This window comes from Paracoccus stylophorae, assembly GCF_028553765.1.
GTDB classification, from domain to species: Bacteria; Pseudomonadota; Alphaproteobacteria; order Rhodobacterales; family Rhodobacteraceae; genus Paracoccus; species Paracoccus stylophorae.
Window position 1 is genome coordinate 2,776,809 of the sequence record NZ_CP067134.1, and the last position, 19,017, is coordinate 2,795,825.

Annotated in this window: 19 protein-coding genes; 9 read left to right on the forward strand and 10 right to left on the reverse strand. The window is 67.1% G+C overall.

Annotated features, from left to right (window positions below; genetic code table 11):
- Positions 1–4 precede the first annotated feature (4 nt).
- The 5 genes from mrdA to JHW45_RS13690 all read right to left on the reverse strand — a co-directional run bounded on the left by mrdA (position 5) and on the right by JHW45_RS13690 (position 6,232).
- Positions 5–1,951, reverse strand: coding sequence for a penicillin-binding protein 2 (gene mrdA, locus JHW45_RS13670; RefSeq protein WP_272858152.1), 1,947 nt, complete (start codon positions 1,949–1,951; stop codon positions 5–7).
- Positions 1,948–2,487, reverse strand: coding sequence for a rod shape-determining protein MreD (locus JHW45_RS13675; RefSeq protein ID WP_272858153.1), 540 nt, complete (start codon positions 2,485–2,487; stop codon positions 1,948–1,950). Before JHW45_RS13675 ends, mrdA begins: the two co-directional genes overlap by 4 nt.
- Positions 2,480–3,421 carry a rod shape-determining protein MreC gene (gene mreC / locus JHW45_RS13680; RefSeq protein WP_272858154.1) on the reverse strand — a complete coding sequence of 314 codons (942 nt, stop codon included), beginning with the start codon at positions 3,419–3,421 and terminating at the stop codon, positions 2,480–2,482. Before mreC ends, JHW45_RS13675 begins: the two co-directional genes overlap by 8 nt.
- A gap of 23 nt (positions 3,422–3,444) precedes the next feature.
- Positions 3,445–4,479: a rod shape-determining protein gene (locus tag JHW45_RS13685; protein WP_272858155.1), complete on the reverse strand. Its 1,035-nt coding sequence runs from the start codon at positions 4,477–4,479 to the stop codon at positions 3,445–3,447.
- Between the two features lie 196 nt (positions 4,480–4,675).
- The gene (locus JHW45_RS13690; protein ID WP_272858156.1) at positions 4,676–6,232 is read right to left on the reverse strand and encodes a 2-isopropylmalate synthase; all 1,557 of its coding nucleotides are present in this window, start codon (positions 6,230–6,232) and stop codon (positions 4,676–4,678) included.
- Between the two features lie 408 nt (positions 6,233–6,640).
- On the opposite strand from JHW45_RS13690, the gene JHW45_RS13695 reads away from it, so the two are divergent.
- The gene (locus tag JHW45_RS13695; protein WP_272858157.1) at positions 6,641–7,075 is read left to right on the forward strand and encodes a universal stress protein; all 435 of its coding nucleotides are present in this window, start codon (positions 6,641–6,643) and stop codon (positions 7,073–7,075) included.
- A gap of 27 nt (positions 7,076–7,102) precedes the next feature.
- On the forward strand, positions 7,103–8,650 hold the full coding sequence (locus JHW45_RS13700) for an alanine/glycine:cation symporter family protein (protein WP_272858158.1): 1,548 nt from the start codon (positions 7,103–7,105) through the stop codon (positions 8,648–8,650).
- A 75-nt stretch (positions 8,651–8,725) separates the two neighbouring features.
- On the opposite strand, the gene JHW45_RS13705 is transcribed toward JHW45_RS13700, so the two are convergent.
- From JHW45_RS13705 to JHW45_RS13715, 3 genes are all read right to left on the reverse strand, one after another.
- Positions 8,726–10,195 (reverse strand): ABC transporter substrate-binding protein, encoded by a 1,470-nt coding sequence (locus JHW45_RS13705; protein ID WP_272858159.1) that lies wholly within the window; start codon positions 10,193–10,195, stop codon positions 8,726–8,728.
- Positions 10,196–10,263: 68 nt separating this feature from the next.
- A complete protein-coding gene (locus tag JHW45_RS13710) occupies positions 10,264–10,956 on the reverse strand; it encodes a CDP-alcohol phosphatidyltransferase family protein (protein ID WP_272858160.1) in 693 nt (230 codons plus the stop codon).
- A 51-nt stretch (positions 10,957–11,007) separates the two neighbouring features.
- The gene (locus JHW45_RS13715; protein WP_272858161.1) at positions 11,008–11,763 is read right to left on the reverse strand and encodes an SseB family protein; all 756 of its coding nucleotides are present in this window, start codon (positions 11,761–11,763) and stop codon (positions 11,008–11,010) included.
- Positions 11,764–11,881: 118 nt separating this feature from the next.
- Here JHW45_RS13715 and JHW45_RS13720 point away from each other — a divergent pair, with 118 nt between their 5' ends.
- Positions 11,882–12,883 (forward strand): serine hydrolase domain-containing protein, encoded by a 1,002-nt coding sequence (locus JHW45_RS13720; RefSeq protein WP_272858162.1) that lies wholly within the window; start codon positions 11,882–11,884, stop codon positions 12,881–12,883.
- A gap of 43 nt (positions 12,884–12,926) precedes the next feature.
- On the opposite strand, the gene JHW45_RS13725 is transcribed toward JHW45_RS13720, so the two are convergent.
- Entirely contained in the window at positions 12,927–13,376 is a 450-nt protein-coding gene (locus JHW45_RS13725; protein WP_272858163.1) for an outer membrane protein assembly factor BamE, read from the reverse strand.
- A gap of 146 nt (positions 13,377–13,522) precedes the next feature.
- Between JHW45_RS13725 and JHW45_RS13730 the strand changes: the two genes are divergently transcribed.
- The 4 genes from JHW45_RS13730 (at position 13,523) to JHW45_RS13745 (ending at position 16,624) form a co-directional block, all read left to right on the forward strand.
- Positions 13,523–14,053, forward strand: coding sequence for a YceD family protein (locus JHW45_RS13730; RefSeq protein WP_272858164.1), 531 nt, complete (start codon positions 13,523–13,525; stop codon positions 14,051–14,053).
- Positions 14,054–14,305: 252 nt separating this feature from the next.
- Positions 14,306–14,512: a 50S ribosomal protein L32 gene (rpmF, locus tag JHW45_RS13735; protein WP_272858165.1), complete on the forward strand. Its 207-nt coding sequence runs from the start codon at positions 14,306–14,308 to the stop codon at positions 14,510–14,512.
- Positions 14,513–14,534: 22 nt separating this feature from the next.
- A complete protein-coding gene (plsX, locus tag JHW45_RS13740) occupies positions 14,535–15,653 on the forward strand; it encodes a phosphate acyltransferase PlsX (RefSeq protein ID WP_272858166.1) in 1,119 nt (372 codons plus the stop codon).
- Positions 15,650–16,624: a beta-ketoacyl-ACP synthase III gene (locus JHW45_RS13745; RefSeq protein WP_272858167.1), complete on the forward strand. Its 975-nt coding sequence runs from the start codon at positions 15,650–15,652 to the stop codon at positions 16,622–16,624. The genes plsX and JHW45_RS13745 overlap by 4 nt, the downstream gene beginning before the upstream one ends.
- A gap of 91 nt (positions 16,625–16,715) precedes the next feature.
- Here JHW45_RS13745 and JHW45_RS13750 read toward each other — a convergent pair whose 3' ends face one another.
- Complete coding sequence (locus JHW45_RS13750; RefSeq protein WP_272858168.1) at positions 16,716–16,991, reverse strand: DksA/TraR family C4-type zinc finger protein; 276 nt, start codon at positions 16,989–16,991, stop codon at positions 16,716–16,718.
- A gap of 163 nt (positions 16,992–17,154) precedes the next feature.
- Between JHW45_RS13750 and JHW45_RS13755 the strand changes: the two genes are divergently transcribed.
- Both JHW45_RS13755 and JHW45_RS13760 read left to right on the forward strand, forming a co-directional pair.
- Positions 17,155–17,676 (forward strand): TRAP transporter small permease subunit, encoded by a 522-nt coding sequence (locus JHW45_RS13755; RefSeq protein WP_272858169.1) that lies wholly within the window; start codon positions 17,155–17,157, stop codon positions 17,674–17,676.
- Positions 17,666–18,991, forward strand: a complete 1,326-nt coding sequence (locus JHW45_RS13760) for a TRAP transporter large permease (RefSeq protein ID WP_272858170.1) — start codon at positions 17,666–17,668, stop codon at positions 18,989–18,991. Before JHW45_RS13755 ends, JHW45_RS13760 begins: the two co-directional genes overlap by 11 nt.
- The last annotated feature ends 26 nt before the right edge of the window (positions 18,992–19,017 follow it).

The following is a 19,017-nucleotide window of genomic DNA, read 5'->3' on the forward strand; positions in this document are numbered from 1 at the left end:
CCCCTTACGCGCGGGTCCGGCCGGGCTTGGGCGGCTCGGGCGTGTAAAGATCCATGGCGTCGTGGCGGGCCGCCATCTCGGCGCGCTGATCCGAGGGCACGGCGTCCAGGGGCGGCAGCCCCCCTTCCAGCGCGAACAGCAGGATGTCGCGGGCGATGGGCGCGGCCGCGGTCGAGCCGCCGCCGCCATGTTCGACCACGACCGACACGGCATAGCGGGGCGCGGCGACCGGGGCATAGCAGACGAACAGCGCGTGGTCGCGCCGGTTCCACGGCAGCTGGTCGTTGCGGATCACGCCGCGCGCCCGTTCGGCGGCGGTGATGTTGCGAACCTGGCTGGTGCCGGTCTTGCCGGCCATGCGCCAGTCCTCGCGCGCGATCCGCGATCTGCGGGCGGTGCCGCGCGGGCCGTTCATCACGCCGTCCATGCCCGTCCGCGCGATGCGCAGCAGGTTGTCGTCGATGCCCAGGGTGTCGGCCTCGGGCGCGGGTTCGGGCACGCCGCCGATGGCGCGCACCAGCCGCGGGGCGATGGCACGACCGCTGGCCACCCGCGCGGTCATCACCGCAAGTTGCAGCGGCGAGGCCAGCACGAAGCCCTGCCCGATAGAGGCGTTCAGGCTGTCGCCGATCTGCCAGTCCTGATCGTAGCGCGCCTTTTTCCAGGCGCGGTCGGGGGCGATGCCGTCGGCCACCGCCGACATCGGCAGGTCGTGATGCACGCCGATGCCCAGGCGGCGCGCCATGGCGGCGATGCGGTCGATGCCCACCCGCTGCGCCAGTTCGTAGTAGAAGACGTCGCAGCTTTGTTCCAGGCTTTCGACAGGGTCCATCGTGCCGTGCCCGCCGCGACGCCAGCAGTGGAACCGCCTGCCGCCGACCTCGGTATGGCCGGGGCAGTAAAAGCGCGTGCCGCCGTTGATCAGCCCCGAATCCAGCCCCGCCAGCAGCGTCACCATCTTGAAGGTCGAGCCGGGCGGATAGACGCCCTGCACGGTCTTGTCGGCCAGCGGGCGGTGATCGTGGTTCATCAGCATCCGGTAATCGGCCGACGAGATGCCGCGCACGAACTTGTTCGGATCGAAGCTGGGCGAGGAACACATCGCCACCAGATCGCCCGTCTGCACCTCGATCACGACGGCGGCGGCGCTTTCCTGACCCATGCGCTGCGCGGCATAGTTCTGCAACCGCGCGTCGACGGTCAGTTGCAGCGTCTCGCCCTGCTCGCCCTCTTGCCGGCTCAGTTCGCGCATCTCGCGCCCGGCGCTGTTGACCTCGACCCGGCGGGCGCCGGCGCGGCCGCGCAGCACATGTTCCATCTTCGCCTCGACCCCGACCTTGCCCAGCTGGAATTCGGGCAGCATCAGCACCGGGTCGGGGTCCTCGATCCGGGACAGGTCGTAATCCGATACCGGGCCGACATAGCCCACCACATGCGCCAGGTCGCCCCGGCGCGGATAGGCGCGCGACAGGCCGGATTCGGGCGTGACCCCGGCCAAAGACGGCGCGTTCACGGCGATCGAGCTGAACTGTTCCCAGCTCAGCCGGTCGGCCAGCACGATCGGGGTGATGGCGCTGCGGCGCGCGAATTCGGCCAGCAATTCGGCGATCCGATCCTCGCTGATGGGGATCAGGCGGGACAGGCGGCGCAGCACCGGCTCGACCTCGCCGCCGGCCTCTTCGCGGGTCAGGGTGACGCGGTAATTCTGTTCGTTGCCGGCGAGGACCAGCCCGTTGCGGTCGTGGATCAGGCCGCGCGCCGGCGGCAGCAGCCGGATCTTGATCGAGTTGCCGTCCGACAGCAGGCGGTATTCCTCGGCGTGGTCCAGCTGCATCGAGCGCAGGCGCAGCGCCAGCGTGGTGACGACGCCCAGCTGGATGCCGCCCAGAAGCAGGCCGCGGCGTCCGACCCGGCGGCTTCCGTCCTGCATGTCCTGCGGCGATCTTTTCATCGGCTGTATCCCATCATCTCGGCCTCGGCCTGGGTGATCCGGCGCAACCCGATCAACCAGCGCGCCGCGAACACGACCAGCGGATAGGCGGACACGGTGGCGATATATTGCAGGATCATCTGCCCCAGGGCCGGGGCGGGCAGCAGAAACAGCAACATGACCACACGAAAGCCCAGCATCATCGCGCCGATCAGCATGGCGACGCGCACCCATTCAACCATGAACGGCTGGGCGCGCCAACGGGCCTCACGCAGGCGTGCGGCCTCGGTCGCCAGCAGGACCAGCGCGGTCCACAAGCCAAGCGGGCGCAGCAGCAGCACATCCTCGATCAGAAATACCAGCACGATCACCGGCGCGGCCAGCTGATCGGGGCGGCGCAGCACCCAGGCGAAGGTCAGGCACAGGCCCAGATCGGGGCCGGGCCAGCCGGTCAGCCCGGCCGACAGCGGCAGCAGACGGACAAACAGCAGCACGCCCATGCACAGCACGAACAGCGCCGTTCCGATGGCCAGCCCGCGGCCCGTCCGCTCAATCATCGCCGGTGCCCGTGGGCAGCGGGTCGGCGGCCTGCGCCGCATCGACCGGCGAGGTCGGCAGTTGCGGCCCGATCAGCCCCTGATCGCCAGGCCGGATGATGGCGCCGGAATCGACCACCGCCTCGGCGGGGTGGGACCGCAGCACGCGCAGAAACTCAAGCCGGCCGTAATCGGCGGCCATACGCAGGCGCAGCCGCCCGTCGCTGGCCTGCACGACCTGCCCGACCAGCAGGCCGGGCGGGAACACGCCGCCATCGCCCGAGGTCACGACCCGGTCGCCGGGGCGGACATTGTCGGGCGTCTCGATGAAATCCAGCACCGGCAGCGCGGTGTTGTCGCCGGTCAGCAGCGCCCGGTCGCCCGACGGCTGGATCGTGACCGGCAGCCGCGACGAGGGATCGGTCAGCAGCACGACCCGGCTGGTCCGCTGCCCGACGCCCGAGATGCGCCCGACCAGCCCCAGCCCGTCCATCGTGGCCCAGCCATCGACGATGCCGTCGCGCGCGCCCACGTTCAGCAGCACCGACTGGCGGAAGGCCGATCCGCTGTCCACCATCACCACGCCGGTGACGCTGGTCAGCGCCGGGTCGATGCGGACATTGTTCTGCGCCAGCAGTTTCGAGTTTTCCTGCTCAAGCTGGACGGCGGCCTCTTTCCAGGCCTGCATCTTCTGCAATTCGCGCCGCAATTCCTGGTTCTGTTCATAGATGCGGGCATAGGACTGAAAGCCCGCGATCATCTGGCTGATCTGGGTCACCGGCGCGAAGGCCCATTCGAAGCTGGGCACGAATCGGTCGATCAGCGCCGTGCGCATCCGTTCGGCGCGCGGGCTGTCGATGCGCCAGAACAGGAACAGCGCGAACAGCAGGATCGCCATCAGCGCGATCAGCACCCGCCGCAGCGGCGTTGCGAAATCTGGTCCCTTGCGCGCCATTCAGGCCCTCAGCACGGGGGGCGTCAGCTGTCGTAGTCGATGACGTGACGCAACTGCTTTTCGAATTCCAGCGCCTTGCCGGTGCCAAGCGCCACGCAACTCATCGGCTGGTCGGCCAGCGTGATCGACAGGCCGGTCTGTTCGCGCAGCGCCAGATCCAGATCGCCCAGCATCGCCCCGCCGCCGGTCAGCATCACGCCGCGATCGACGATGTCGGCGGCCAGATCGGGGGGCGTGGATTCCAGCGCGACCATCACCGCCTCGCAGATCGCCTGCATCGGTTCCGACAGCGCCTCGGCGATCATCGCCTGGCTGATCTCGATCTCCTTGGGGATGCCGTTCAGCAGGTCGCGGCCGCGCACCATGATCGTGGCGCCCCGGCCGTCATCGGGCATCCGCGCGGTGCCGATGCCGGTCTTGATGCGTTCGGCGGTGGATTCGCCGATCAGCAAATTCTGGTTGCGGCGCAGATAGTTGATGATCGCATCGTCCATCCGGTCGCCGCCGATCCGGACCGAGCGGGCATAGACCACGTCGCCCAAAGACAGCACCGCGACCTCGGTCGTGCCGCCGCCGATATCGACGACCATCGACCCGGTCGGTTCGGTGATCGGCATCCCCGCGCCGATGGCCGCCGCGATGGGTTCCGCGATCAGCCCGGCGCGGCGCGCGCCCGCCGACAGCACCGATTGACGGATGGCGCGTTTTTCGACCGGGGTGGCGCCGTGGGGGACGCAGACGATGATCTTGGGCTTGGAAAAGGTGGTGCGCTTGAACACCTTCTTGATGAAATGCTTGATCATCTCTTCGGCGCTGTCGAAATCGGCGATGACGCCTTCGCGCATCGGCCGGATCGCCTCGATGCTGCCGGGCGTGCGGCCCAGCATCAGCTTTGCGTCCTCGCCCACCGCCAGGACCTGCCGCTTGCCGTCCTTGACGTGATAGGCGACGACCGAGGGTTCGTTCAGGATGACGCCCTTGCCCTTGACATAGATCAGCGTGTTCGCCGTGCCCAGATCGATCGCGATATCGGTCGAAAACAAACCGCCGAATGCCATGCCCGTATTCCTTTCGCGCCGGTTTCTCCGGCCCTGCCCGTTTCTGTCGCGCCCGCGGCGCCGCCGTCACCACGCGGAATCGCCCGCAGACGGCGTGGCCCCATATAGAAGGCAAAGCGCCACCGTGAAAGCCCCGTTGACGCGGCGCGCGGGCGGGACAGCCCCCCGCGCGCCCGTCGGGCAACAGCCGGCCCGCCTAGTGCGAATACATGCTGATCTGCTTTTCGTCGCGCCCCTTCTGCGCGCGGCGCACGATCAGGTGGTTCAGCGCGCCGACATAGGCCTTGACGCTGGCCAGGATGGTGTCGGTATCGGCCGCCTGACCGTTCACGATCCGGCCGTCCTCCTCCATCCGGACGCTGACGGTGGCCTGCGCGTCGGTGCCTTCGGTGACGGCGTGGACCTGATACAGTTGCAGCCGCGCATCGTGGGGAAAGATCTGCCGGACCGCCCGGAAACAGGCGTCCACCGGACCGTCGCCGGTGGCGTGGACGGTCTTTTCCTGCCCGTCCACGATCATGGTCAGATCGGCCGATTGACCGTCGCTGCCGCAGATGACGCGCAGATGCTTGACCTGAAGGTGATCGTCCTCGGTGTTGGCGGTGGTGTCCTGGACCAGCGCGACGATGTCTTCGTCATAGACCTCTTTCTTGCGGTCGGCCAGGGACTTGAAGCGCACGAAGATGTCCTTCAGCTGGTTGTCGCCCACCTCGTATCCCAGATCGGCCAGCTTGGCGCGCAGGGCGGCGCGGCCCGAATGCTTGCCCATGGCGATGTTGGATTCGTTCAGCCCGATATCGGCGGGCTTCATGATCTCGAACGTCTCGACATTCTTCAGCACGCCGTCCTGATGGATGCCGCTTTCGTGCAGAAAGGCGTTCTTGCCGACGATGGCCTTGTTGAACTGCACCGGAAAGCCCGAGACCTGCGCCACGCGCCGCGACAGGCCCATGATCTTGGTGGTGTCGATGCCGGTGTCATAGGGCATGATGTCGTGGCGCACCCGCAGCGCCATCACCACCTCTTCCAGCGCGGTGTTGCCGGCGCGTTCGCCCAGACCGTTGATGGTGCATTCGATCTGGCGCGCCCCGGCCTGCACCGCGGCCAGGCTGTTGGCCGTCGCCATGCCCAGATCGTTGTGGCAATGGGTGGCCAGGATCACCTGATCGGCGCCCGGCACGCGTTCCAGCAGCATCCGGATCAGATCGGCGCTTTCGCGCGGCGCGGTATAACCCACCGTGTCGGGGATGTTGATCGTGGTCGCGCCGCATTTGATGGCGATTTCCACCACCCGGCACAGATAGTCGTGTTCGGTCCGCGTCGCGTCCATGGGCGACCACTGCACGTTGTCGCACAGGTTGCGGGCATGGGTGACGGTCTGTTCGATCCGCTCGGCCATCTGGTCCATGTCCAGATCGGGGATCGCGCGATGCAGCGGCGAGGTGCCGATGAAGGTGTGGATGCGCGGGCGTTTCGCGTGGCGCACCGACTCCCAGCAGCGGTCGATATCGGGGATCTGGGCGCGGGACAGGCCGCAGATGACGCTGTTCTGCGCCAGTTTCGCGATTTCGCTGACGGCGGCGAAATCGCCTTCCGAGGCGATGGGAAAGCCCGCCTCGATGATGTCTACGCCCATCTCGTCCAGCATGGCGGCGATTTCCAGCTTTTCGGCGTGGGACATGGTGGCGCCGGGCGATTGTTCGCCGTCGCGCAGGGTGGTGTCGAAGATATAGACGCGGTTCTTGTCGCTCATGGGTCGGTCTTTCGTGCGCTTGGTGTCGTGTCGGGAATGATCCGGGCACTGACCTGACTGAGCGGCGGCCCGGCAGACCCGCTCAGCGCAGCGTAAGAAGCAGCAGACCGCGGGGCAGCACGGCCGGGCGCGCGCAGGAGGGCGCGGCGATGGCGGTGGTGGTATGGGGCATCCGGGTCATGGGCCGGACTATGCCGGGCACGATCCGGTTTGAAAAGGGCAAAAATCCCCATCCGCGCCGCCGTGGCTGACGGGCGGTTCCGCGACGAACCGCGGCTTTTGCGGCGATCCGCGCGGCCGGGACAATCGGCAGACGGCGTTGCATTTTTTCTGGCGCTGATGCCGCTGCCGTGACTAGTGTGCGATTACCGACAGAAAATTACAAAACACAGCGTCAGGGGGAAACAAATGTCACGCAAGATCGTCGTCGGCTTTGACGGCAGCCAGGCCTCGCGCCGCGCGCTGGACTTTGCGGTCAGCCGCGCCAAGGCGATGGGGGACAGCATCGTCGTCGCGCATGTCCTGGAATGGTCGCCCTACAGTTTTCTTACGCCCAACGAGCTGGAAGAGCGGCACAAGCGACGCAACGAAGAATTGGCCCGGGCCGAGGAAGCCATCATCAGGCCGGTCCTGAAATCCGTCGAGGATGCGGGCGTGCCGGTCAGTTCGGTGATGAGATACGGCCATATCGCCGAGACCCTGTGCCGGATCGCCGAGGACGAGGATGCGGCGTTGATCTTCATCGGCCGGATGGGCGCGTCGGGCATTTCCTCGCGCCTGTTCGGATCGGTCGCGGGAACGCTGGCGCAGATCGCGCCGGTGCCCGTGACGATCGTGCCCTGAACGCCCGCAAACAAGGAGAAAATCCAGATGACCAGACACGCAAGACGCCTCGTTCCCGCCACTCTCCTGGCCAGCGCGTTGGGCGCAGGGCCGGCACTGGCCCAGGGACTTGACGAAACGGTGAACCAGATCTTCGCGAACTCGACGGGCTGGTTCGTCGCCTTCATCTTTGCCGATTTTCCCGGCACCGGCTTTCCGTGGATCGTCGGCTGGCTGGTCGCCGGCGCGACCGTCTTCACCATCTATTTCGGCTTTGTGCAATTCCGCGCCTTTCCCCATTCCATCGCGCTGGTCCGGGGCGATTATTCCGACCCTGACGACGCGGGCGAGGTCAGTCACTTTCAGGCATTGGCCACGGCGCTGTCGGGCACGGTCGGGCTGGGCAATATCGCCGGTGTCGCCGTCGCCGTCGGCATCGGCGGGCCGGGCGCGACCTTCTGGATGATCCTTGCGGGTCTGATGGGGATGGCGTCGAAATTCACCGAATGCACCCTGGGCGTCAAATACCGCAACGAATACGAAGACGGCCACGTTTCGGGCGGGCCGATGTATTACATGACCAAGGGCTTTGCCGAACGCGGCATCGGCGGCGGCAAGTTCATGGCGGTGCTGTTCTCGATCTTCTGCATCCTCGGCTCGTTCGGGGGCGGCAACATGTTCCAGTCCAATCAGGCCCATGCCCAGATCGCCAATGTCGTCGGCGACTATCCGGGCTGGATCACCGGGCTGGTCTTTGCCGCGATCGTGTTTCTGGTGATCATCGGCGGGCTGAAATCCATCGCGCAGGTGACCGAAAAGATCGTCCCGTTCATGGGCATCCTGTATGTCGCCACCGCGCTGGTCATCATCCTGATGAATTTCGACATGATCGGCACCGCGTTCCGGCAGATCATCCTTGGCGCCTTTACCTGGGACGGGGCGGTCGGCGGCGCGACCGGCGCGCTGATCCAGGGCTTCCGCCGCGCGGCCTTTTCGAACGAGGCGGGCGTCGGGTCGGCGGCCATCGCCCATTCGGCGGTGCGCACCAAGGAACCGATCACCGAAGGCTTCGTGTCGCTGCTGGAGCCGTTCATCGACACCGTCGTGATCTGCACCATGACGGCGCTGGTCATCATCATCACCGGCCAGCTTGTCACCGATCCCGCCACCGGCATGTTCGTGCTGACCGAGGATGGCAGCATGGTCCAGACCCTGTCCGGCAACAGCGGCGTGGCGCTGACATCGGATGCGTTCAGCAGCACGTTCGGCTGGTTCCGCTATATCCTGGCGCTGGCGGTGGTGCTGTTCGCCTTCTCGACCATGATCTCGTGGAGCTATTACGGGCTGAAGGCGTGGACGTTCCTGTTCGGCGAAGGCCACAAGAAGGAACTGGTCTTCAAGGTGATCTTCTGCATCTTCACCTGGATCGGCGCGGCGGCCAGCCTGGGGCCGGTGATCGACTTCTCCGACGCCGCGATCTTTGCCATGGCGGTGGTGAACATCATCGCGCTGTATCTGCTGATGCCGATCGTCAAGCGCGAGATGAACAGCTATATGGCGCGGCTGCGTTCGGGCGAGATCAGGAAATTCGTCTGACACAGGCGCAAAAAACGGCAAAGGCCGGGCGAAAGCCCGGCCTTTGCGCTTTGCGATCCGCAGCCGGCGCGCATCTCAGTCGGTCCAGCGCACCTGCGTCAGATCGTTCGCCTGCGTCGGCGCGTTTTCCCACAGCCCCTCGATCCGCGCATTCGCCACGCCGGTCTTGGCCAACTGGAACAGGAACGCGTTGACGTAATCGTCCGCGATCATCTGCTGCGCCTGTTGATAGAGCGCGCTGCGCTGTTCGGGGCTGACGGCCTGTTTCAGCTGATCCATCAGCGCCACGAATTCGGGTTTGGCATAGTGGAAATAGTAATCCGGGCGGGCATAGATATCGATGTCCAAAGGCTCGGTATGGCTGACGATGGTCAGGTCGAAATCGCCGCCCTTGAACACCGATTCCAGCCATTGCGCCCATTCCATGTTGGTGATCTCGGTCTCGATCCCCACATCGCGCAGCTGCGCCGCCACGATCTCGCCTCCACGCCGCGCATAGGACGGGGGCGGCAGCGCCAGCCGCAGTTTGACCGGGCCCACCCCCGCCTCGTCCAGCAGCTTTTTCGACATCTCGGGGTCATAAACCGATTGCGCGGTCAGATCGAGATAATCGGGATGATGCGGGGCGAAATGGCTGCCGATGGGGGTGCCGTATCCGAACATCGCCCCGTCAATGATGTCCTGCCGGTCGATGGCGTGCGCGATGGCCTGCCGCACCTTGACGTTGTCCAGCGGCGGGCGGGTGTTGTTCATCGCCAGGATCGTCTCGCCCTCGGTGGTGCCCACGATCACCTTGAAGCGGGGATCGGCCGCAAGCTGGGGCAGCGTTTCGGGCGCGGGAAAGTTCGGGAACGCATCCACGTCGCCGGCCATCATCGCCGCAAAGGCCGCGCTTGGGTCGCTGATGAAGCGGAAGGTCGCGGTCTTCAGCGCCGGCGCCTGGCCCCAATAGTCGTCGAACGCCGTCAGCACGACCCGGTCGCCCTGCACCCATCGGTCAAGGCGGAACGGTCCGGTGCCGACGGGATCGGTGGCCAGATCGCCCGCGCTGGCCGGATCGACCATCACCGCGTCGCCCCACGCCATCTTGAAGGGAAAGTTTCCGTCGGGCGCGGACAGGGTGACGCGGACGGTCTGCGGGTCCACCGCCTCGACCCGCTCGATCCCCTCGAACAGCACCTTCTGCGCGTTGGTCGACTCCTCGGCCCGCGCCCGATCCAGCGAAAAGACCACGTCCTGGGCGTCGAACGCGCTGCCGTCGTGGAAGGTCACGCCGTCGTGCAGATGAAAGACATAGACGCGGCCCTCATCCTCGATGTCCCAGCTTTCGGCCAAGGCGGGCAACACCGTGCCGTCGGGGCCGAACCGGGTCAGCCCCTCGAACAGATTGGCATAGACCACCTCGTCGGTGGCCGCCGCCGCGCCGCCGGTCGGGTCCAGGTTCGGCGGCTCCAGCACCATGCCCAGGGTGATCGCGTCCTGCGCCGCCGCCCCGCCCGCCATCAGCGCCAGCGCCGCCACGGATGATTTCAACATGTCCAGCATTCGGCCGGTCCCCCTTGATCCCTGTCCTGCGGCGGATCATCGGACGGAATTGGCCCCCAAGGCAAGCGTCAGCCGCGCCGCTCCAGCAGCTGTTGCGCCGGGCCGGCCAGCAAAAGCCACAGCGAGGTGACGACCAGTCCCCAGATCGCCCAGCTCGAGGGGTGGAAATCGACCCATGCCGCACGGCCCGCGAACACCACCCACAGCACCGCCACCGGCAGCGTGATCGCCCGCCAGCGTTCGGTTCTGACCGGGTGGACGAACTTGATATTGGTGAACATCGCCACGGTCAGCGCCACCACGATCACCAGGATGACGATCCAGTGCGGCCGTGTCGCGAACAGCACCAGCACCACCATGTTCCAGCAGCCGGGAAAGCCCGCGAAGGAATTGTCGGTCGTCTTCATCCGCGTATCCGCGAAATAGACGACGCTGCCATAGGTGATGACGATGATCGCGAACCAGCCGGTCCAGCCATCCAGCAGCCCCGACCGGAACAGAGCGAAGGCGGGGATGAACACATAGGTCAGATAGTCGATGATCAGATCCATCAGGACGCCATCGTAATTCGGCCAGTTCGTCTTGACGTCATAGCGGCGCGCCAGCGGCCCGTCGATGCCATCGACCACGAAGGCCAGCACCAGCCACAGAAACATCAGCGACCATTCCTCGGTCACCGCCGCCAGCATGGCCAGCATGGACAGGACCGCGCCGGTGGCAGTCAGAAGATGGACGCACAGGGCCTTGTGACGCAGTTGCATCCGCCTTTTGTGTCAGGTCGGTGCGGTCTGCGCAACACGCGCGCGTCATCCTTATCGCAGGATCGGCGGACCCTTGGGACGGTCGGGCGGCGGCGCGGCCGGGATCGGTTCGGCGTCGAAGCGCACCGCGCCGGGGCAAGGCGCGGCATCGGAAAAGCTGATATCGACGCCGCCCGGCTGCGGCGGCAGAAAGGCCAGCGTCTCGGACAGCGCCTTGGCGATCCGGTCGTGATGGTCGGGCGCGGCCCCCGCGATCACCAGCACATGCCCCGTCACGCCGCCGTCACCCTCGCCTTCGCCGCCGCGCACCCCGGCCAGCCAGCCGCCGGCGATCAGCCCGCGCATGTCGGCCAGCCGTGCCGCCAGCGGCTCGGCCAGCGCGGCGACGGTGTCGGGGGCGGGTCCGGTCAGGCGCAGCCGCGCCTCGGCCGCCTGCGGCGCGGCCGAGAGCGCACTGGACAGCCAGTCCAGCATCGCCGCATCCAGCAGCATTTCCGACCGCTGGCCGGGATTGACCAGCAACCCCGCCCCCTCGGCGCGCAGCAACCCCGCCAGCACCCGCCCCGGCAGCGCCGCATAGGCCACCGGCCCGTCGAAGAACCCCGCCAGCCGATCCTCGGCATCGCAGGCCAGCGCGACGGGGCCGTGTTCCAGCTGGAACATGCGCAGCTCGATCCGGTCGCCGGCAGGCTCGTGGGTCAGCGCCACCGACAATTCGGTGTCGGCCAGCCGCGACAGCATTCGCGCCCGCAGACCGGCGTCGGCATCGTGGAAAGGGATCGCGGCAAGGTCGTCCAGCGCGGTCATCGGCACCCCTGAAAGGCTGATCGTCGCCCTGCCCTACAAGCCCGCCCGGGGCCGGGCAAGACCCGCCTGACGCAGCCGTGATTTCCGCCCGCCGCGCCGCCATGCGCATAATCGCGCCATGCAACGCCGCACCCTGATCCGCTGCGCCGCGCTGGCGCCGCTGCTGACCGCCCCGCAGATCCTTCGCGCGGCGGATCTGTCGCAAGTCCTGTCCCGCCCGGACGAGGCCGACCGGCTGCGCGCCATCGCCGTCTGGCGCGACGGACAGGAGATCGCCGCACACGGGTATAACGGGTTCGGCCCGGACAGCCCCACGAACATCAAGTCGGCGTCGAAATCCATCATCTCGGCGCTGGCCGGCATCGCCATCGACAAGGGGCACCTGTCCGGCCCGAATCAGCCCATCGCGCCGCTGCTGTCATCCGATCTGCCCGCCGATCCCGATCCGCGCCTGTCGCGCATCACGCTTGGGCATCTGCTGTCGATGCGGGCCGGGCTGGAACGCCAGTCGGGGGCGAATTACGGGCGATGGGTCAGCAGCCCGAACTGGGTGCGCGCGGCGCTGGCCGCGCCCTTTACGCAGGATCCGGGCGGGCGGATGCAGTATTCCACCGCCTCGTCGCATCTGGTCTCGGCCATCCTGACCCGGACCACCGGACGCTCGACCCTGGATCTGGCGCGCGACTGGCTGGGCGAGATCCCGGGTTTCCGCATCACCGGGTGGGAACGCGATCCGCAGGGCATCTATCTGGGCGGCAACCAGATGGCGATGAGCACGCGGTCGCTGCTGGCCTTCGGCGCGACCTATGCAAACCGGGGACGGGCCGGCGGGCGGCAGGTCGTGCCGCAAGACTGGATCGCGGAAAGCTGGCAGCCGCGCGCCTCGTCGATGTTCACCGGCCAGGGATACGGCTATGGCTGGTTTCTGGGCCGGATGGCGGGGCGCGATCTGCGCTATGGCTGGGGCTATGGCGGGCAGATGATCTATGTGCTGCCCGCGACCCGCCGCGCCGCCGCCATGGCCATCGCGATCACCTCGGACCCCGACCAGCCCTCGGCGCGCACCGGCTATCGCGAGGATCTGCACCGTCTGGGCGCGCGAATCGTCGCGGCGGCCTGACCGGCGGCCGACAGGGGCCGGCCAGCACGGGCTTGCCGTGGCGTCAGTCGATGAAGTCGCCGGCCTGGAAATTGCCCAGATTGCTCAGCAATTGCCCGATGAAGGACACCTCGCTGACGCTGCCTTCGGTCACGCGCCGCGACAGCACCACGACCCGCCCGCGATCCAGCCCGAAGCGTTCGACATTGCTGACCGTGCCGGAGGGCGCGAACGAGATCGCGACGACCTCGCGGCTGACTTCTTGCGGGCGCGCGGCGCCATAATGCCGCCAGCGCGACCCGACATAATACCACCCCGACCCGGTCAGCAGACCCTGCGCCGAGGGACGTCCGATCATCCCCTGCAGATCGTCCATCGTGGTCTGGCCGACGACGATCTGCGCCAGATCCTCGTCCGGCGGAACATAGCCGTGATTGCGAAAGACCGGCGCACAGGCCGACAGGCCCAATACGGCCACGAAAGCCAGGATCAGCAGGTTCCTGAGGGCAGCCATAAGGATCTTCCTTCGCTCGGGCGGTTGACGCGGCCCGACCCGCTTAGCAAACTCGGTCCCTGCGCTCAAGAATATCCATCCGCGGTCGGGGTTTGGCCAGACCCGCCGCACGACCGACCCATCCCGACCCTGCCGGAGGCACCGCCATGACCGCCCCGATCCCGCATCCGCAACGCCTGCGCGTGGCGCATCTGAACCCGCGCGGGGACAACCCGTTCGCGCTGGAACCCGATGCGGACACGCGGCAGGCCATCGCCGCCGAACTCGACCTGCTCGACCTGCCGCGCCTGTCGTTTCAGGGCACGATCCGCGCCGAACGCGACGATGCCTGGTCGCTGACCGGTCAGCTTGCCGCGCGGGTCGTGCAGCCCTGCGTGGTCACGCTGAAACCCGTCCGCACCGATCTGCGCGAACAGGTCGTGCGTCACTATACGCCGCATCTGCGCGAACCCGACGCCGAAGAGGTCGAGATGCCCGACGAGACGCTGGAACCGCTTGGCCGGTTCATCGACCTGTCGGCGGTGATGATCGAGGAACTGGCGCTGGCGCTGCCCGAATATCCGCGCGCGGAGGGCGCCGCCCTGGGCGACAGCGCGATCGAGGACAACGCGCCCGACACCCGCCGTCCCTTTGCCGGGCTGGGCAAGCTGATCGGCGGCGATCCCGACCGGGGCTGACGGGGCGACGCCGCGCCACGGCCGTTGCAGCCTTGCCACACCGCTGCCGCCCCGCGCGCCGCCGACACGCGCCCGGTGCGATGCAAGGCTGGCACAGGCCGGAGATTGCGCGCATTTTGGGCCAATCGCCGCGCAGCAGGGGCTTGCGGGCAACGTCGCCATCGCGTATCTGCGCGGTTCATTTGCGAATTCAAGACACACGGGTGCCCTGCCGTCCCGGCGACGCGGCACCCCCCTGACCGAGGTTGTGACATGGCAGTCCCTCAGAACCGCGTAACCCGCTCCAAGCGCAACATGCGCCGCGCGCATGATTCCCTGGTTGCGGCGAACCCCAACGAATGCTCGAACTGCGGCGAACTGAAGCGTCCGCATCACGTCTGCCCTTCCTGCGGCCACTACGCCGACCGCGAAGTGGTCGCGCAGGCCAACGAGATCGACTTGGACGACGACGCGGCCTGACCCGGGCCGGCACCGCCAGGAAATGACCGACGCTTCCTCGACCAGCCCGCCGCCGCGCGCCCCCGAAGACCGGGGCAGCGTGCTGATTTCGGTTGACGCGATGGGCGGGGATCGCGGCCCCGCCGTCGTCGTCGCCGGCATGGCCGAAAGCGCGCGCAAGAACCCCGAGATCCGGTTCGTCGTCCACGGAGACGAGGCGCAGCTGCGCCGCCTGATCGACCGCCGCCGCGACCTGTCGGGCCGTTGCGACATCCGTCACGCCCCCGGCGTCGTGACGATGGAGGACAAGCCCAGCCAGATCGTGCGCAAGGGCGCCGACACCTCGATGTGGGCGACCATCGAATCGGTCCGGTCGGGCGAGGCCGATTCGGCCGTCAGCTGCGGCAATACCGGTGCGCTGATGGCGCTGTCGATGCTGCGCCTGCGCAAGCTGCCGGGGGTGGATCGCCCGGCCATCGCCTGTCTGTGGCCGTCCAAGAACGCGCAGGGCTTCAACATCATGCTGGACGTGGGCGCCGATATCCGCGCGGATGCGCGCGATCTGCTGCAATACGCGCTGATGGGTTCGTCCTATGCCCGCAACGGGCTGGGCGTGGCGCAACCGCGGATCGGCCTGCTGAATGTCGGAACCGAGGAACACAAGGGCCGGCCCGAACTGAAACAGGCCCACGACCTGATCGCCGCCTCGGCGGCCGAGGGCGGTTTCGACTATGTCGGCTTCGTCGAGGGGGGCGATCTGCCCTCATCGCGCGTGGATGTGATCGTCACCGACGGGTTCACCGGAAACGTGGCCTTGAAGACCGGCGAAGGGACAGCCAAGCTGGTGGGCGAATTCATGAAAGCGGCCTTTGCCAATTCCATCATGTCCAAATTTGCCGCCCTGCTGGCGATGACATCGCTGAAGCGTTTGCAGAAGCGCATCGACCCGCGCCGCGTGAACGGCGGGATATTCCTGGGCCTGAACGGCACCGTCATCAAATCGCACGGCTCGGCCGACGCGACCGGCGTCTCGGCCGCGATCAAGCTGGCCTTCACGCTGGCGAAATCGGGCTTTCAGGACCGGCTGGCCGCCCGCGTGGCGCAAGGTGCCGCCGCCTCGGCCAGCGCCGAGGCCGCGGCCCAGCCGGGGACCGCGTCGTGACCCGCCGCGCCGTCATCGTCGGCACCGGCCATTACCTGCCCGAACGCGTGGTCGAGAACAGCTGGTTCGAGGACAGGCTGGACACCAGTGACGAATGGATCCGGTCGCGGTCGGGGATCGAGCGGCGGCATTTCGCCGCCGACGATCAGGCGACCAGCGATCTGGCGATTCGCGCCGCCCGCGCGACGCTGGACCGGGCCGGGCTGCAACCGGACGATCTGGACGGCATCGTCGTGGCGACCTCGACCCCCGATTACACCTTCCCCGCCGTCGCCACGATGGTGCAGGCGGGGCTGGGGATGCGCCGCGGCTTTGCCTTCGACATGCAGGCGGTGTGCGCGGGGTTCGTGTTCGCGCTGGCCAATGCCGATGCGATGATCCGCGCCGGCCAGGCCGACCGCGTGCTGGTCATCGGGGCCGAGACGTTTTCGCGCATCATGGACTGGACCGACCGCGCCACCTGCGTGCTGTTCGGAGACGGCGCCGGCGCCGTCGTGCTGGAGGCGCAAGAGGGTCGGGGCGGCGCGGACGACCGCGGCATCCTGTCCAGCGACCTGAACAGCGACGGACAGTATCGCGAGTTGCTGCATGTGGATGGCGGCGTGTCGACCACGGGCACGGCGGGCCGGCTGCGGATGCAGGGCAATCTGGTGTTCCGCCACGCGGTGGACAAGCTGGCCCGGACCGCCCACGCGGCGCTGGACAAGGCCGGGCTGGATGCGGATCAGGTCGACTGGCTGGTGCCGCATCAGGCCAACATGCGCATCATCACCGCCACCGCGCAGCGGATGGGCCTGCCGATCGAGAAGGTCGTGCTGACCGTGGCCGATCACGGCAATACCTCGGCCGCGTCGATCCCGCTGGCGTTGTCGGTGGCGGATAGGGCGGGCCGCTTCGCGCGCGGCGACGTGATCCTGACCGAGGCCATCGGCGGCGGGCTAAGCTGGGGCGCGGTGGTCCTGCGCTGGTAGGGCGCAAAAGGGGGCGCTGCCCCCCGCCCTTCGGGCGTCCCCCAGGGTATTTTCACAAAGAAGAAATTCGCACGGAAGGCGCGACGGGCGGCTATTTCAGCTGCGAATCCTTGCTGGCGCGGCGGTTGATGCCGCCGACCGGCGCGCGCGCCTTGTCGCGCCCCGACTGGCAATCGACGCACAGCTGCACGCCCGGAATCGCGTCCCGGCGCGCCTGCGGGATGGGGTCGTCGCATTCGGCGCAGAACTCGGCCGACGGAATCGCGGCTGTGCGCGCCGCACGCTGGCGCGCGCGGGCGATGGCCTCTGCCGTGCTGATCTCGATCTGTTCGTTCACCGCGTCGTCGCGGGCCCATCCGCCGGCCATGCCCTTCTCCTTGTGCAACCGTCAAGATAGGTGCCGTTGCGTCATGTTTCAAATGCGAAAGGTTGATGGGCTTTCGGTTGACAGCCCGTCGCCGGTTGGAAAGACTGCCGCCCGAATGCAGGTGCAGCAAACTGCGCCGCTGTCCCGTGGGAGGGTTTCGAACTTGCCGATCATCCGCCTTATCGACGGCGTCAACGAGGTTGTCGGCCGGATCGTGTCGAACGTTGCGATCGTCTTTGCCGGCATCATCATCTATGACGTCTTCATGCGGTACTTCCTGGGCGAACCCACCAGATGGGCCTTTGACCTGACCAAGCAGCTTTACGGATTTTACTTCATCATGCTGGGCGGTTACGCGCTGCGCCATCAGGCCCATGTCCGCGTCGATCTGGTGACCGAGCGTCTGGGCCACACCGCTCGCCGCTGGACCGAGGTGGCGGGCTATGTGATCTTCTTCTTTCCCTTTGCCTGGGTCTTTGCCCGGCGCAGTTGGGATTTCGCCATCACCTCGTACAACCAGGGCGAGGTGACCTATGGCGCGGTGCAGTTGCCGGTCTATCCGCTGAAGATGGCGATGTTCGTGGCTGCCGTGCTGCTGCTGATCCAGGGGGTCAGCGAGATCCTGAAGCTGGTCCTGGACAAGGCCGATCACCTCGAACCGATGGAGCCGCTGGATGTCCGGTGAATCGATTGCCCTGATCATGTCGGGCCTGCTGTTGCTGGGCCTGTTCATGGGGCATCCGCTGGCCTTCGTGCTGGGCGGCACCGCCGTTCTGGGCGCGGTGATCGCCGGCAAGCCGATGGTGCTGGGCATCGTCATCAACCGCATCTTCGGCGACGTGCTGGACAATTACGTGCTGATCGCCATTCCGCTGTTCGTGCTGATGGCGCGCTTCCTGTCCGACAGCGGCGTCACCGACCGCATGTTCGAGGCGTTGCGCCACCTGATGGCCAGCGTCACCGGCGGGCTGGGGCTGGCGGTCGTGTTCATCTCGATCCTGCTGGCCGCGACCACCGGCATCATCGGCGCCTCGATCACGGTGATGGGCATGATGGCGCTGCGGCCGATGCTGCAATACGGCTATGACAGGAAGCTGGCGACCGGGCTGATCGCGGCCTCGGGCTGCCTGGGCATCCTGATCCCGCCTTCGATCATGCTGATCCTGATGGCGTCCTATGCGCCGGGACTGTCGGTCGGGCAGCTGTTCGCCGGGGCGATGCTGCCGGGCGTGGTCCTGGGCGTCATGTATGCGGTCTATGTGGCCTTCATCGCCTGGCTGAAGCCCGAATGGGCGCCGCCCGTCGCGGACGAGGAACAGATCAGCCGCGGCGCGATGTGGCGGATGCTGATCGTCGAGGCGGTGCCGCCGCTGATCCTGATCCTGGGCATCCTGGGCTCTCTGCTGGCCGGCGTCGCGACCGCGACCGAGGCCAGCGCCATCGGCGCGGTTCTGGCCCTGCTGATCGTGATCATGCGCGGCCGGTTCGAATGGAGCACCTTCTATTCGGCGCTGCTGGAAACCGGGCGGACCTCGGCGATGATCCTGTTCATCGTGGTCGGCGCGACCGCCTTTACCGGCGTCTTCAATATCACCGGCGGGCTGCGCGCCAGTCAGGACCTGATCCGCGGTCTGGCCGACGATCCCTATACGCTGGTCGCGGTGATGCTGCTGGTGGTGTTCATCCTGGGGATGTTCCTGGACTGGACCGGGATCGTGCTGCTGTCATTCCCGATCTTCTTGCCGCTGGTCGCCGAGATGGGAATCGACCCTTTGTGGTTCGTCGTGCTGATGGCCGTGGTGTTGCAGACCAGTTTCCTGTCGCCGCCCTTCGGATACGCGCTGTTCTATATGCGGGCGATTTCCCCGCCCGAGGTGACGACGACCGACATCATCCGCGGCGTGATTCCGTTCATTGCGCTGATCATCGTCATGTGCGTGATGATCATCGTCTTTCCCGCACTGGTCACCTGGCTGCCGACGGCGTTGTATGGCGGCTGACCCTTTCGCGCGAATTTTACTGTCAA

Coding starts and splice junctions, on each gene's coding strand:
- mrdA (WP_272858152.1), bottom strand. CDS start 1,951: ATGAAAAGATCGCCGCAGGACATGCAGGACGGAAGCCGCCGGGTCGGA.
- JHW45_RS13675 (WP_272858153.1), bottom strand. CDS start 2,487: ATGATTGAGCGGACGGGCCGCGGGCTGGCCATCGGAACGGCGCTGTTC.
- mreC (WP_272858154.1), bottom strand. CDS start 3,421: ATGGCGCGCAAGGGACCAGATTTCGCAACGCCGCTGCGGCGGGTGCTG.
- JHW45_RS13685 (WP_272858155.1), bottom strand. CDS start 4,479: ATGGCATTCGGCGGTTTGTTTTCGACCGATATCGCGATCGATCTGGGC.
- JHW45_RS13690 (WP_272858156.1), bottom strand. CDS start 6,232: ATGAGCGACAAGAACCGCGTCTATATCTTCGACACCACCCTGCGCGAC.
- JHW45_RS13695 (WP_272858157.1), top strand. CDS start 6,641: ATGTCACGCAAGATCGTCGTCGGCTTTGACGGCAGCCAGGCCTCGCGC.
- JHW45_RS13700 (WP_272858158.1), top strand. CDS start 7,103: ATGACCAGACACGCAAGACGCCTCGTTCCCGCCACTCTCCTGGCCAGC.
- JHW45_RS13705 (WP_272858159.1), bottom strand. CDS start 10,195: ATGCTGGACATGTTGAAATCATCCGTGGCGGCGCTGGCGCTGATGGCG.
- JHW45_RS13710 (WP_272858160.1), bottom strand. CDS start 10,956: ATGCAACTGCGTCACAAGGCCCTGTGCGTCCATCTTCTGACTGCCACC.
- JHW45_RS13715 (WP_272858161.1), bottom strand. CDS start 11,763: ATGACCGCGCTGGACGACCTTGCCGCGATCCCTTTCCACGATGCCGAC.
- JHW45_RS13720 (WP_272858162.1), top strand. CDS start 11,882: ATGCAACGCCGCACCCTGATCCGCTGCGCCGCGCTGGCGCCGCTGCTG.
- JHW45_RS13725 (WP_272858163.1), bottom strand. CDS start 13,376: ATGGCTGCCCTCAGGAACCTGCTGATCCTGGCTTTCGTGGCCGTATTG.
- JHW45_RS13730 (WP_272858164.1), top strand. CDS start 13,523: ATGACCGCCCCGATCCCGCATCCGCAACGCCTGCGCGTGGCGCATCTG.
- rpmF (WP_272858165.1), top strand. CDS start 14,306: ATGGCAGTCCCTCAGAACCGCGTAACCCGCTCCAAGCGCAACATGCGC.
- plsX (WP_272858166.1), top strand. CDS start 14,535: ATGACCGACGCTTCCTCGACCAGCCCGCCGCCGCGCGCCCCCGAAGAC.
- JHW45_RS13750 (WP_272858168.1), bottom strand. CDS start 16,991: ATGGCCGGCGGATGGGCCCGCGACGACGCGGTGAACGAACAGATCGAG.
- JHW45_RS13760 (WP_272858170.1), top strand. CDS start 17,666: ATGTCCGGTGAATCGATTGCCCTGATCATGTCGGGCCTGCTGTTGCTG.